This is a genomic window from Streptomyces sp. NBC_00316, from assembly GCF_036158715.1.
Classification (GTDB): Bacteria; Actinomycetota; Actinomycetes; order Streptomycetales; family Streptomycetaceae; genus Streptomyces.
Window position 1 is genome coordinate 1,143,853 of the sequence record NZ_CP108023.1, and the last position, 13,174, is coordinate 1,157,026.

The 13,174-nt window shown below is 70.1% G+C and carries 13 protein-coding genes and 1 pseudogene; 9 read left to right on the forward strand and 5 right to left on the reverse strand.

Annotation, left to right across the window (positions count from 1 at the left end; all coding sequences use genetic code 11):
• Positions 1-47: 47 nt before the first annotated feature.
• Positions 48-608: a PadR family transcriptional regulator gene (locus OG878_RS05245; protein WP_328885664.1), complete on the forward strand. Its 561-nt coding sequence runs from the start codon at positions 48-50 to the stop codon at positions 606-608.
• 276 nt (positions 609-884) lie between these two features.
• On the opposite strand, the gene OG878_RS05250 is transcribed toward OG878_RS05245, so the two are convergent.
• Positions 885-1,238, reverse strand: coding sequence for a BBE domain-containing protein (locus OG878_RS05250; protein WP_328885665.1), 354 nt, complete (start codon positions 1,236-1,238; stop codon positions 885-887).
• A 100-nt stretch (positions 1,239-1,338) separates the two neighbouring features.
• Positions 1,339-1,704 carry a hypothetical protein gene (locus tag OG878_RS05255; RefSeq protein WP_328885666.1) on the reverse strand — a complete coding sequence of 122 codons (366 nt, stop codon included), beginning with the start codon at positions 1,702-1,704 and terminating at the stop codon, positions 1,339-1,341.
• 242 nt (positions 1,705-1,946) lie between these two features.
• Between OG878_RS05255 and OG878_RS05260 the strand changes: the two are divergent.
• The 3 genes and pseudogenes from OG878_RS05260 to OG878_RS05270 all read left to right on the forward strand — a co-directional run.
• Positions 1,947-2,159: pseudogene (locus OG878_RS05260) on the forward strand (NUDIX domain-containing protein); the annotation flags it as partial.
• A 339-nt stretch (positions 2,160-2,498) separates the two neighbouring features.
• Complete coding sequence (locus OG878_RS05265; RefSeq protein WP_328885667.1) at positions 2,499-3,386, forward strand: hypothetical protein; 888 nt, start codon at positions 2,499-2,501, stop codon at positions 3,384-3,386.
• 50 nt (positions 3,387-3,436) lie between these two features.
• Entirely contained in the window at positions 3,437-3,919 is a 483-nt protein-coding gene (locus OG878_RS05270) for a hypothetical protein (RefSeq protein ID WP_328885668.1), read from the forward strand.
• Between the two features lie 236 nt (positions 3,920-4,155).
• Here OG878_RS05270 and OG878_RS05275 read toward each other — a convergent pair whose 3' ends face one another.
• Together OG878_RS05275 and OG878_RS05280 are read right to left on the reverse strand one after the other, a co-directional pair.
• The gene (locus tag OG878_RS05275; RefSeq protein WP_328885669.1) at positions 4,156-5,118 is read right to left on the reverse strand and encodes a hypothetical protein; all 963 of its coding nucleotides are present in this window, start codon (positions 5,116-5,118) and stop codon (positions 4,156-4,158) included.
• A complete protein-coding gene (locus tag OG878_RS05280) occupies positions 5,115-5,984 on the reverse strand; it encodes a phosphatase PAP2 family protein (protein ID WP_443049062.1) in 870 nt (289 codons plus the stop codon). Before OG878_RS05280 ends, OG878_RS05275 begins: the two co-directional genes overlap by 4 nt.
• A 165-nt stretch (positions 5,985-6,149) precedes the next feature.
• Here OG878_RS05280 and OG878_RS05285 point away from each other — a divergent pair, with 165 nt between their 5' ends.
• The 4 genes from OG878_RS05285 to OG878_RS05300 all read left to right on the forward strand — a co-directional run bounded on the left by OG878_RS05285 (position 6,150) and on the right by OG878_RS05300 (position 9,858).
• Positions 6,150-6,782, forward strand: a complete 633-nt coding sequence (locus OG878_RS05285; RefSeq protein ID WP_328885671.1) for a TetR/AcrR family transcriptional regulator — start codon at positions 6,150-6,152, stop codon at positions 6,780-6,782.
• Positions 6,783-7,049: 267 nt separating this feature from the next.
• On the forward strand, positions 7,050-7,844 hold the full coding sequence (locus OG878_RS05290) for an SDR family oxidoreductase (RefSeq protein ID WP_328885672.1): 795 nt from the start codon (positions 7,050-7,052) through the stop codon (positions 7,842-7,844).
• Positions 7,845-7,948: 104 nt separating this feature from the next.
• Positions 7,949-8,962: an SPFH domain-containing protein gene (locus OG878_RS05295; RefSeq protein ID WP_328885673.1), complete on the forward strand. Its 1,014-nt coding sequence runs from the start codon at positions 7,949-7,951 to the stop codon at positions 8,960-8,962.
• Positions 8,959-9,858, forward strand: a complete 900-nt coding sequence (locus OG878_RS05300) for a hypothetical protein (RefSeq protein ID WP_328885674.1) — start codon at positions 8,959-8,961, stop codon at positions 9,856-9,858. Before OG878_RS05295 ends, OG878_RS05300 begins: the two co-directional genes overlap by 4 nt.
• Before the next feature lie 138 nt (positions 9,859-9,996).
• Here OG878_RS05300 and OG878_RS05305 read toward each other — a convergent pair whose 3' ends face one another.
• Positions 9,997-11,625, reverse strand: coding sequence for a transposase (locus OG878_RS05305; protein WP_328885675.1), 1,629 nt, complete (start codon positions 11,623-11,625; stop codon positions 9,997-9,999).
• Positions 11,626-12,060: 435 nt separating this feature from the next.
• Between OG878_RS05305 and OG878_RS05310 the strand changes: the two genes are divergently transcribed.
• Complete coding sequence (locus OG878_RS05310) at positions 12,061-13,155, forward strand: substrate-binding domain-containing protein (RefSeq protein ID WP_328885676.1); 1,095 nt, start codon at positions 12,061-12,063, stop codon at positions 13,153-13,155.
• The last annotated feature ends 19 nt before the right edge of the window (positions 13,156-13,174 follow it).

Here is a 13,174-nt window from a genome sequence, read left to right on the forward strand (position 1 = left end):
TCCGGGACCCCGGTTCCGGGCGCGGCGCCGTCCATAGGATGCACCCCATGTCACTCCCGCACGCGATCCTCACCGCCCTGCTCGAGAAGCCGTCGTCGGGGCTGGAGCTGACCCGCAGGTTCGACCGGTCGATCGGCTACTTCTGGTCCTCCACGCATCAGCAGATCTATCGCGAACTCGGGAAGCTGGAGGAGGCCGGACAGATCCGGGCCCTGCCGTCGGCGCAGCCGGCCCGCGGCCGGAAGAAGGAGTACGAGGTGCTGCCCGCGGGCCGTGAGGCGCTGGCCGCCTGGGTGGCACTCCCCGAGGACCCCAAGCAGATCCGTGATCCGCTGCTGCTGCGGATGCGAGCGGCGGCGGTGGTCGGCGCTCCGGGTCTCACCGCTGAGCTGCGCCGCCACCTGGCGTTGCACGAGAAGCAGCTGGCCGAGTATCTGGCGATCGAGAAGCGGGACTTCCCACCCGGTCGGGACTCCGAGGGGGACCGGCTGCGGCATCTGGTGCTGCGCGGCGGAATCGATCTGGAGAACTTCTGGATCGGCTGGCTGACCCGGGCTCTGGCGCAGGACACCGGTTCGGCCACCCCGGCGAGCCCGTCCGGCGCATGAAGACAACCCTGCAGACGGCTCATGTCGAGAAGGTTCTCGATGAGCCGGTTCAGCCGGGACATCGACTCCTCGGCCAGCACCCACATGAGCTCCTCACGCGCCACCCGGGCCCGCTCGACTCGCTCCCGCGCGGCATTCACCTCCGCCTGAGCCTGCTCCAAGACCTCCGTCCAGGACTCTGGCCAGCACCCATCGACCTTCCACAACCCGCCTCAGGACGTTGGGGGTACGGCCTGTGCCCCTCACCGGTCGGAAGGGGGCACAGGCCGTGCTCGGTCAGCGGGACGCGGGCGGGATGCTCTGGTCGTACTGGAAGACGTTGTGGGGGTCGTAATGCGCCTTGATCCTGCGCAGCCGGCTGAAGTTCGACCCCCAGTAGGCGGTCTCCCAGTCCTGCATGCCGATGTTCGGGACGTTGACGTAGGCGCCGTCCACGTAGGGGCGCAGTGCCTGGCTGAGTTCGGCGATCCAGGCCTGGGCCTGCGGGGTGAGCGGGTCGCAGATGCCCGGCTGGTCACTGCGCTTCCCCCCAGCCGACGCCGGGTTCGGAATAGAAGAGCGCGTCGCGGTGCGGGAATGCTGTACCGCCGCGGGGACTCTTCCTGACCGCTCCCCCGAACGCCTGAACAAAGAAGTTGCTGTCGTCCGTGGGGGCGTGCTTCATGAACTTGTAGATGACGTCGATCGCCTTGGTCGGGAACGGCTTCTTGGCGAACTGCGAGTAGAACTTTCAGTTCGCGGGTTCGTCCTCGATCGGGATCTGGAATCCCGAATACACGTCGCCCCAGTTTCCTACCTCCGTCGAAACCTTGGGGCTGTCGATCGACAGGATCGGGGCCAGCAGCTTTTTCGCCTCCGCAGGTGTTCCTTCCGCAAGGACCGCGAATAGCAGGATCTGGTTCCGGTGGACTTCGAGGTTCACCACGTCCTGGGTGTTCTGGGCGAAGACGATCACCAGCGGATAGTGAGAGAAGAGCTGGTCCCAGCCGAGACGCGCGTCCGTGTACCCGGGGTCCTCGGGGCGGACGATCCGGCCTGTCAGCTTTGCCGGCCCGCACTCCGCCCCATGCGCCTCGCCCCCGGATGCCCCGGTCACGGCGCTCGCACTGGGGGCTGCGGCGGCCGCGGCGCCCGACACGACGACCGCACCGGCACCGGCGACTTCCGTCGCCTCCAGACGAGATCCGTCAGCGCAGCGGCAAACCGGGGCGGCGCTTTGTGGCGCGCGGAAATCTGGCGGACGAGCAGTGGGCGGTGCTGGAGTCACTGTCGCCAAGGAACAAAAAAGTCCGGTCGACCGCCGATATGGACCAGGAGACAGCTGATCAACGGCATACGCTTCCGGGCGGCACCGTCAAGCCCGACGGCGGGGAGACGCCGCGCCAGGGCGCTCGCCACGAGGCGGCCGAAGAGATCGGTCTCGACCGCGAGCCCGGGCGGCTGCTCGCGGTGGACCAGGTGCACGGCGTTGGGCGGCCGCCGCTGGTGGCGTACCTGTACGACGGTGGCGTCCTCGGCGACAGCGACTTCGCGGTGATCCACCTGTTGGAGAACGGCCACAGGGCAGGCTGACTTGCCGGGCGAGCACGCTCTCTTCGCGAAGTCAGTGTCAGACAGTCACCCTTCGCTGGATCCGGAAATCGCTCACACGAGTGAGATTTCCACGTCTGGGCGATCACAGCTCAGCTCGGCTGTCGATCAGGACCGGATGAGTATTTCTGCGTAAATCATGAAGCCACACGATATGCACGGCATATCGGCGTAGTTGATCTTTATTTACGCATATCCGACCTTACGCTGCCTCTGTCAATCAGCAACGTCGAAAGGAATACCGTGCCTCTCCAGCCCACTCATGGCCGTCGGTCGGCCGCGAAGTGCGTGCTCCCACGCTTGAAGCCCCGTGCCAGCAGACGCCTGGGACGGCTACGGGCCGCCGTCGTGGCCGGTGCCCTGCTCGCCGGACTGAGTCCGGTGGCGGCCGGTGCGCCACAGGCCGCCGCCGCGGCAGCGCACAAAAGCGATCCGACGCAGTACTGGAACAAGGTCCTGCTCCAGACGTTCCGCAATGCGCGGGGCTGGGACGCCTCGCCCGGCAAACTCTCCAGGTCCGGGGCGATGGTCTTCGCGGCGATCTACAACGCGGAGAGCGCTTATCAGAACACGTACGGAACCCTGAAGTACGAGCCATACCTCAACCGGCCGCTGAAGTATGCCGACAAACACTCGCGGCCGCGTTCGGACGAGGAGGAGCGGCTGATCGACCGCACGGCGTACCGGATGATCTCGCAGCTGTACCCGGGCGATCAGGCGTACATCGACGCCCAGTACAGGGCCCGGACCGGCCGCTCCCCCCACTCCTACGACCCCCTCGACCGCCGGGTGGTCGACCCCGTGGTGAGGCAAATCAACAAAGCCCGGGCGGGCGACGGTTCGAACAACACGGACGTCTACAGCGGTGACACCACCACACCTGGAGCCTGGCGGCCGACGGGTGAAGAGGACTGCAAGCAGCCGAGCGACGCGGTGACCCCGAACTGGGGCAAAGTCAGGCCGTTCGTGCTCCGTTCCGGCTCGCAGTTCCGGCCTCCCACCCTGCGAGGCTTCACTTCCTACGCCCATCTGGTGGCCAGCCCGGAGTACGCGATGCAGCTCGACGAGGTGCGACGGCTCGGTGCCGTCGACTCCACCGAGCGAACCTACGATCAGACCGTCGTCGGCTGGTTCTGGGACCATGACCTGGACGACACCTACCACCCCCGGGGCAACTGCTCGAACTGACCGGGATCGTCGCCAAGAGGTTCAAGCTCAACACGTACGAGACCACCCACTTGTTCGCGCTGTCGGCACTGTCGTTGGCGGATGCCGGGATCGCGGCCTGGGACAGCAAGTTTGATACTTCGATCAAGCTGTGGCGCCCGGTGTCCGCGATCCAGGCGACGGGCGGCGCGAACGCGACCTGGGAGCCTCTCAGCGCGGACCGCGCAGGGGCACCGTTCACCCCGTGCTTCTCCGCCTGGACCTCCGGGCACGCCAACTTCACGGCTGCGTGGGCAAGCGCGATGAAGCACTTCTTCGGTCGTGACGACGTCTCGTTCATCGCACACTCCGAGGACCCGCACACCATCGAGGCATACCGCAAGATGGCCAACTTCAGCCAGGTCGCCGAGGAGGGCAAGCTGAGCCGACTCTGGCTGGGCGTGCACTTCCGCTGGGACGCCGAGGACGGGAACGCGATCGGTACCAACGTTGGCGACTACGTGTCCGCCAACGCGCTGCTGCCGACACGACCGGGCCGTCCGCATCACCGGTGAAACGACACCGTGGCCCATGCCTGCGGAGGGGCTACTAGCTTGACTCTGTCCGGGATCTTGGAGTTTCCCGGTGCGGCAGCATGATCAACGGGCATGCTCGGGGCTGTTTCGAAGACCGAAGTGGTCACTGAGGTGTCCGTTGTCCATGCTTTCCCGTTCCGGTGAGCAAGTCCCGTCCCTGACCGCGCAGATCGCACGGGCGAGCAACCCGGACGGCCCGCCTCGCCCCACCCGCGTCACGGCCCGCCGACCCGCGTCCCGCCCGGTTCCGGACCGAGGATCAGCCGGTCGTCCCTCGTCCGGGGGCTGCCGATCACGACCAGGGACTTCGCGCTCGGCGCCGGTTCCTTCATGGCCTGGTCCGCCACCGACATCGTCTCGCCCTGGGCGCGGCTGAGCAGGATGACCCCGCGTACGGCTGCCGCCGACCCCAGCAGCGCCGGTACCAGGGCGATCGTCCCGCCCTGGAGGCGTTCGCCGAGGAGCGCCAGCCCTATGACCGCGGCGGCGACCGGGTTGGCGAGCGTCACGACGGCGAGCGGGGCGCCGAGGCCGTCCTGGTACGCGGTCTGGGAGAGGAGCAGGCCCCCCATCGCGAAGGCCGAGACGAGCAGGGCCACCGTCACCAGGCGCCAGTCGAGGATCGGTCCCGTGTGGTCGGTGACCGCCACCGTCAGTGTCTGGGTGAGCGCCGAGGCCACGCCGGAGGTGATGCCGGACGCCGCCGCGTGCCGCAGTCCGGGGCGGGCCCCGGGACGGCTGAGTCCGGCGACGACCGCCATGGTCGCCGCGCCGACGGCCAGCGCCTCGACCAGGCTCAGCGTCTCGTGCGGGGCCGTGCCGCCCGCCGTCAGGAGCAGGGCGGCCAGGCCGAGCAGGGTGAGGATCGTGCCGCGCCATTCGTTGCCGGTGACCCGGCGTCCGGCGGCGCGCGCGCCGAGCGGAACGGCGGCGACCAGGGTGAGCGCACCCAGCGGCTGGACGAGGGTGAGCGGGCCGTACTTCAGCGCGGCGACGTGCAGCAGCGCACCGCCGGCGTTCAGGCCGACCGCCGACCACCAGGCCGCGCGCCCGAGCAGCCGGATCACTCCGGAACCCGCCTCGGTGCGCCCGGCGAGCCGGGACTGCGCCACGGCGGCCGAGGCATAGGCGACGGCTGAGACCAGGGACAGCGCGACGGCTGTCAGCGTGGCGTTCACGGCCGTCCTCCGGACGACGACGAGGCGTATGCCTCGGAGTCAGCCGGATCGGGGATGCGCGACACCGGCAACGCGGCCCCTGCGACGGCGGGCGCGGCGACCCCGGCGCCGGACGGCCAGTGCGTGTGCAGGCGGACCGGCACCGGCCGCTCCAGCCGCAGCGCCGCGAACGCGACGGCGAGCAGGGCGCTGACCACGATCGAGTCGAGCCAGTAGTGGTTGGCGGTGCCGACTATGACCAGCAGCGTGACCAGAGGGTGCAGCAGCCACAGCCACCGCCACCGCGAGCGCGTGGCGACGATCAGCCCGACGGCGACCATCAGGGCCCAGCCGAAGTGCAGCGAGGGCATCGCGGCGAACTGGTTCGCCATCGAGTCCGTCGCCGGGGTGTCTCCGTACACCGTCGGCCCGTACACCTGCCCCGTGTCGACGAGCCCGGCGGCCGCCAGCATCCGCGGCGGGGCCAGCGGGAAGAGGAGGTGCAGGGCAAGTGCGGCACCGGTGAGCGCCGCGAGGATCCGGCGCGACCAGACGTAGTGGAGGGGCCGGCGCCAGTACAGGTAGGCGAGGAAGAGCACGGTGGCCGGAAAGTGCACGGTCGCGTAGTAGGTGTTCGCGATGTGGATCAGTGTCTCGCTGTGGAGCAGCACGCCCTGTACGGCGCCCTCGCCCGGCAGGAGCACGGACCGTTCGAAGTCCCAGACACGGTCGGCGTTGCGGTACGCCTCCTCGACGTGACCGTTTGCGGCCTGCCGGCCGAGCTTGTAGATCACGAAGAGTCCTACGACGAGAAGGAGCTCGCGGACGAGGGGCGGTCGGGCAGAAGTGTCCGGCTCCCGATCTGCAGGCTCACTACGGGCGTACATCACCCGGTGCCCCTTTGCTGACGAAGCGGTGTTACGACGGCATGGTCCAGTCCATGCCCCATCGATACGCCAGTGTACCGATACGCGAACGTATCGGAACACTCGCGTTTCGGTACACTGGCGTATCGATGGACCTCGTCGCTACGCCGCAGAGAGGGAAAGCAGATGTCGTCGCACGATCTCGTGCAGGAACCGGCCCAATCGCCACGCCGCTCGAAGATCACCCCGGAGCGGGCGCAAGAGTTCTACACGGCCGTGCTCGACCTGCTCAGAGAGAGCGGCTACGAGTCGCTCACCATGGAAGGAGTCGCTTCGCGCACCCGGTGCGGGAAGTCGACCCTCTACCGGCAGTGGGGCTCCAAGCCGGAACTGGTCGTCGCGGCACTGCACAGCACCCGGCAGATACTGCTGTCGCACATCGACACGGGCACGCTGGCCGGAGACCTGCTCGAGGCGGCGCGGGCCCTCGCCACGGACTCCGGTCGTGACACGCCCCTGATGCACGCCCTCAGCCATGCCGCGCTGCAGAGCCCCGAGCTGCTCTGCGCGCTGCGCGAGTCACTGATCGTGCCCTATCTCGCGGCGATCGACGCCATCGTCAAGCGCGCCGTGGAGCGGGGCGAGATCGCGGAGCAGAACCCGGCCGCGGAGTTCGTCTCCGCGCAACTGCTGGGCGCGATGCGCACCAGGCCCCTGCTGGAGGCGAAGACCGCGGATGAGGCATATCTCACCCGCTTCGTGAAGAGTGCCGTCCTTCCGGCCCTCCGACCGGGTCCGGCCACGACCGGGTCCGATTGACAGGGACTGGATCCGGCCACGGCCGGGTTACCGAGAACGTGGGCCGTCGTCCGAGCGGATGACGAGGGTCCGCCTGCGCCGCACCGTGGGGACGGGGGCGGCGCACCGTCCGGTCGGCCGGTGACTCCTTCGGGAGTCACCGGCCGCCCGCGTTTCCGCCCGCTGCCCGTGAACGTCCCGCCCTGGCAGCCATACCAAACAAACGCTTGGTGGATTACTCTCGGGCTCGGCGACCAGCACATACACGGGCGACATCGGGGGCGGACGATGGACATCGGCAATCCGATCGACTTCACGGGGCGCGCGGTCATCGTCACCGGCGGCACGAAGGGCATCGGCGCCGTGATCGCCGAGACGTTCCTCGCCGTCGGCGCGCGGGTGCTCGTCTGCGGGCGCAACGACCCGCCGGCACTACCGAGCGCGGGTGGACGCACCGCCCACTTCCGCGCCGCCGACGTCCGCGACCCGGCGGCTGCCGCCGGCCTCGTCGATGCCGCGGTGGCACGGTTCGGTCGGCTGGACGTACTGGTCAACAACGCAGGCGGCTCCCCCGACGCCGATGCCGCCACCGTGTCGCCGCGGTTCGTCGAGAAGGTCGTCGCCCTGAATCTGCTGGCCCCGTTCTATGCGGCGCAAGCGGCGAACCGGGTCATGCAGAGCCAGAACGACGGCGGCTCGGTCATCAACATCGGCAGCGTCTCCGCCCACACCCCGCAGCCGGGCACGGCCGCCTACACGGCGGCGAAGGCGGGGCTGCTGGGCCTGACCCGGGCGCTGGCCCTGGAGTGGGCGCCGAAGGTGCGCGTCAACCACATCACCGCGGGGCTGATCCGCACCGAGAGCGCAGCGTCGGCGTACGGAGAGGACGGCGGTGCGGCGATGGCGGACGTCATCCCGATGGGGCGCATGGCCGTACCGGACGACGTCGCGCGCGCCTGTCTGTTCCTGGCATGCGGTCTCGCTCCGTACGTCAGCGGCACCGATCTGGCGGTGCACGGCGGCGGCGAAGTCCCTGCCCGCTTCCTGGCGGCGAAGGGCGGCACGGGTCCCGCAGGCCGGTAGCCGCGCCGATCCGCGGCCGGGTCCGCACCGAGCATTCTCGTCCTCTTGACGATATCCGCCCCTCCTCTTATCGTCTTCATGACGAGAATCGAGGGGGATCCGATATGGCCGACATCACCAAGCGGTTCGGCTGGCGCCATCTGCGCTCCGCACCCACCGCCCACATCCGCCACCACAAGCGCGGCCGACTCGCCCACGACGGTCCGGGGCTGAGCTTCTGGTACCGGTCGCTGAGCGCCGCACTCTCCGAGGTCCCGGTCGACGACCGTGAGCTGGCGATGGCCTTCCATGCCCGTACGGCCGACTTCCAGGACGTCACCGTGCAGGCCACCGTGACGTACCGGATCAGTGACCCGGCCGAGGCAGCCGCCCGGCTCGACTTCTCCGTCGACCCGGACACCGGGGTCTGGCGCGCCGCGCCGCTGGAGCAGATCGCCACGCTCCTCACCGAGACCGCCCAGCAGCACACCCTCGATGTGCTGGCCCGCACCCCGTTGGCCGGGGCGCTCGTCGACGGAGTCGCATCGGTACGGAACCGGGTGGCCGAGGGTCTCGCCGCCGAGCCCCGGCTGCCCGCCACCGGCATCGACGTGGTCGCCGTACGGGTCGTCGCGATCCGCCCCGAGGCCGAGGTCGAGCGCGCACTGCGCACCCCCGCCCGTGAGCTGATCCAGCAGGAGGCCGACCGGGCCACGTACGAACGCCGGGCCGTGGCCGTCGAGCGTGAGCGGACCATCGCCGAGAACGAGCTCGCCAGCCAGATCGAACTCGCCCGCCGCGAGGAGCAGTTGGTCGAGCAGCGCGGCACCAACTCCCGGCGCGAGGCCGAGGAGAGTGCGGCGGCCGACGGGGTACGCGCCGAGGCCGAAGCGGCCCGCAAGGTGCGTCTCGCCCACGCGGAGGCCGAGGCGGCCCGCGAGGTCGGCGCGGCGCGGGCCGCGTCGCAGGCGGCCTGGCTGCGGGCGCACGCAGACGTGGACGCCGGGACGCTGCACGCCCTGGCCGCCACGCGGCTCGCGGAGAACCTGCCGCGCATCGACAGCCTCACCCTCTCCCCCGACGTCCTCACCGGCCTGCTGGCCAGGCTCGGCCGGCCCGGCCCGGAGGCGGGCGCGTGAGCCTCGCACCGCGCGCGGTGCTCGTGCACCGGACCACGGAGTACGAGGAACTGCTCGCCCGGCACGGCACACACGGCCAGGCGGCGTTCTTCCTGTCGTCCCGCGGCCGGTCCATCGAGGAGGTGGCGCGGCGGCACGGGCGGACCCGGCAGGCGCTCGCCGATGTGGCGGCGGCCGTACCGCTGCAGTGGCGCCGGTCCCGGGTGGAGCGCGCGGATCTCGACCGCTTCCTCTTCGGGCCCGAGGACGTGGTGGTGGTCGTCGGGCAGGACGGGCTGGTCGCCAACGTCGCCAAATACCTGTCCGGCCAGCCCGTCGTGGGCATCGACGCCGACCCCGGCCGCAACCCGGGCGTGCTGGTGCGCCACCGTCCTGCCGATGCGGCCGCCCTGTTCCGGGCGGCCGTGTCCCCCGGCGGTACGACGGACGACCTCACCATGGTGGAGGCCGTCGCCGACGACACCCAGCGCCTCCTCGCGCTCAACGAGGTCTATCTGGGCCCGCCCGGTCACCAGACGGCCCGCTACCGTCTCGGCCCGGACGGCGAGGGTTCCGCAGCCGAACCGCAGGCGTCCTCCGGTGTCCTGGTCGGCACCGGGACCGGCTCGACAGGCTGGCTGCGTTCGCTGTGGCAGGAGCGCGGCAGCACACTGACGCTGCCCGGTCCGACCGATCCCCGGCTGGTCTGGTTCGTACGCGAGGCCTGGCCGTCACCCACGACCGGCACCACACGCGTGGCCGGCGAGCTGGGGCGTGGACAGCGGCTGCGGCTGACGGTCGAATCCGACCGGGTGGTGGTCTTCGGTGACGGCATGGAGGGGGATGCACTGGAGTTGACGTGGGGTCAGACGGTACGGATCGGTGTCTCGTCGACCTCGTTGCGGCTGGCTGTCTGAGCGGTCGCCCGAAGGCGGTCCTCCGCGAGGAACGTCCGGACAGCCCGTGCACCTGCGGAGCGGCGGCACGTGCGCTGGCGCCGGCGGCGTTGCCGAGCGGCGGCGGTACGTGTGACTGCGCGCGCCGTCGTACCGTTCCTAACCAGTGTGCATAAGTGAGTCTTGGACCCACTGCTGTGTACTGGGCGCATCCCGAACGGTGTTGGATGCGCTGGGTTCCCGCTTTCGCGTCCCGCTCGGCGACGGCTCTCCGGGGGGTCGGTCCGTGGTGGGTGGGCGGGTTCCCTCACGCCCCCGGTCACCTGGTCCGGCCTGGGCGGTCCGATGCCCCGCACGATCACTCCGGTCGTGTGGAGGCGGTGCCGTCCGACGCCGGACCGGGTGTCCGAGGGCGCGTCTCCCGATCGCGATACCGGCGGCATCGTGGCGGGACATGGTGCGGTGCGGGGTGGTCAGTGGTTTCTGCCAGTGCTGGGCACCCCACAGGCTGGTGTAGGCCGGGTCGACCGCAACGATCGCGAGGCCATGTTCGGCGGCCATGGAGACCAGCCGGGCCTTCAGCTTCCCGGTGGGCATGCCGGAGATGAGCTGCCTGAACCGCTTGCGGCGGCCGTGCTTCTCGCGGGTCTTCTCAGCCGTGAAGTCCAGGTCTTCGATACCGATCGCCGCGACACCGACCCGCACCGCCCAGTTGATCAACCGGGTCAGCGCGTGGCGGATCTGCGCGTCCCGGTGGCCGGCGGTGCCGGACAGGTCGTAGCCGAAGCGGTGCGGGTCACCGACGGGGTTGCCGTGCCGGTCGAGCCGGTAGGCGGCGAAGTGGTTGGCGTTGGTGTCGACGCCGATCATGCCCCGGGCGCGGGCGGTCTCCAACGGGATGGTCTGGATGACGGGGCGTTGCCAGGATGCGGTGAGGTACCAGCGGCCGCGGTCCGTATCGAGGTGGATGCGGTAGGCGACGGCCCGGTCGGCTTCGATGCGGTCGGCCCACTCGGCACCCCGGTGCGCAAACGTGATAAGGGCGGTGAGGATGTACCGGCCGTGCCGGGCATTGGCCAGGTGCGCGAGCGGGGCAGGCAGTTTGATGGACACCTCGCCGTCCGGGGTGACGCGGATCGTCTCGTTTCCGAACCGCTTCCCCGACTCACCGTCGGCAGCGATGAACCAGCGTTCCGCCTCCCACCGTTGTCGCCACTCGTCCTCGGTGAGACGGGCCTCGGTGAGGTGGTGGCGGGTGTTCAGCAGACGCTTGCCACCCCGTACCACCCGCACCCGTCCGGCCTGCCAGTCGGCAACAGCAGCAGCATGCCGACCTTCCAGTGCCGCAAGCCGGCGGGACTTGCGGAACCACTCGTTCTTCGACCGGTAGCCACCCGCCGCGCGCTTCGTGCCCTTCTCCCCGATCGGGAGGGACAGCCGGTGCCGCAGCGTCTTGATCCCGGCAACCAGGTTCTGGATGTGCGCCGCCTGGCAACGGCGCGCCAGCGCCCACTGATCGTGCGTGGCCTTGGTGATCGCACCCGCGATCCGCGACGACGACACCCCGGTCAGCTCCCGCTTACGCGCCGCCCACCTGTCCGCACCGTGCTCCAGACCATCCGCACACCGGGCCTTGAGATCACCGGACGCCAGCGCACCCTGATGCACACCGACCGCACGCAACACCCTCTCGTCCCGGGCGCTCAGGTGCTTGAGGCGATCCCGGACCGCCACCCCGCAAGGCCCAGGCGCCACGAAGGACACGGCCAACTCCCGCACACCACCCACCACATCACCCCCACCCAGGCCGCACCCCTGCCACCCAGCCCAACGAGCCACAACCGCCAAGGTCACCCATTCGGCCCCAGAACCCCCGTTCCCACCCCCGCAAACCCACCCACAGGACTCACTCCCGCTCACCACCACTCACTTCAGCTCAGCAAACCGACAGCAGCTCGCAACCCCTCGGCGGCCGGTCCGGTGACATCGAAGAGCCGGTGGTCGAATCGGCCGGCGTCCGGCAGGCCGAAGGGCTCCGGTCCTCGGCCGAGGGCAGGGCGTGCACGCCCCCTCGGCACGGACTCCGGGCAGTCGACGCATGACTCCTCGATCACACGGCGATCGTTTTGAACATAGACGATCGATACGCTATTGGGCGTACAGTGACCTGCGAGGAGTCACTCTCCGCGTCCGTCCGTCCGGCCATCGCCCCAAGGGGAGCCCATGCGACTGCATGTCGACCAGCGCCATGACCGCGTGCTCGCACTCGTCAGGGAGCGCGGCAGTATCCGGGTCGCCGAGCTGGCGTCCGAACTCGGTGTTTCCGCAGTGACGTTGAGGCGTGACGTGGAGGCGCTGGCCGCCCAGGGAAGGGTGCAGCGGCTGCACGGGGCCGTGGTGTGGCCGGGGGGGCAGGCCGCGGAGGCACCGGCGCAGCCGACGGCCGCCGAGGGCGTCGTGATCGGGATGATCGTGCCGACCACCAACTTCATCTTCGCCGACATAGTGCGCGGGGCGCGCGAGGCCGTGGAGGCCCAGGGCGGCCGTCTGGTGCTCGGAATGTCCGGCTACGTCGACTCGGAGGACCCCGTCCAGGCGGAGCATCTGCTGGCGGGAGGGGCCGAGGGGCTGTTGATCGCGCCCAGCTGGTTCGGCGGGGTGCCCGCCGACGGTCAGGAGAAATGGCTCCTGGAATGCCCGGTTCCGGCCGTGCTCGTCGAGCGCTCGGCCCCGGCCGGCAACCCGGCCGCGGGGCTCGACCGGGTGCGCACGGACCGCGCGCACGGCGCCGCGGTGGCAGTCGGTCACTTCGCGAAGCTGGGGCATCGGGCAGTCGCGGCCGTGCTCCAGGAGGGGCCGCACGCCGCGCAGATCTCCGCGGGATATCTGGCAGCGGTGGAGTCGCTCGGACTGACGCCCGTGCCCGCATCGCCGGTGATCAGGGCGCACGGCGAGTACGACGAGACGGTGCAGTACCTGGTCGACGCGGTCGAGAAGCGGGGTGTCACGGCGGCACTCGTGCACAGCGACGAGGACGCGATCGTGCTGGTGCCCAGGCTGCAGGAGCGTGGCATCAACGTGCCCGCCGACCTGGCCCTCATCGCGTACGACGACGAGGTGGCGGGCCTGTCCGACGTGCCGCTCACGGCCGTCGCACCGCCGAAACGGGCGGTGGGCGAGCTGGCCGCGAAGCTGATGCTGCAGCGGCTGGCCGAGCGCGCCTCGGGCCGGACTCCGACGCCACGGCAGCACCTCGAGCTGCTGCCCGAGCTGCGGGTCCGGGCGTCGTGCGGGGCAGGCGAATTGAGCAACAACTGATCGCGTGTCGATCGTTTTG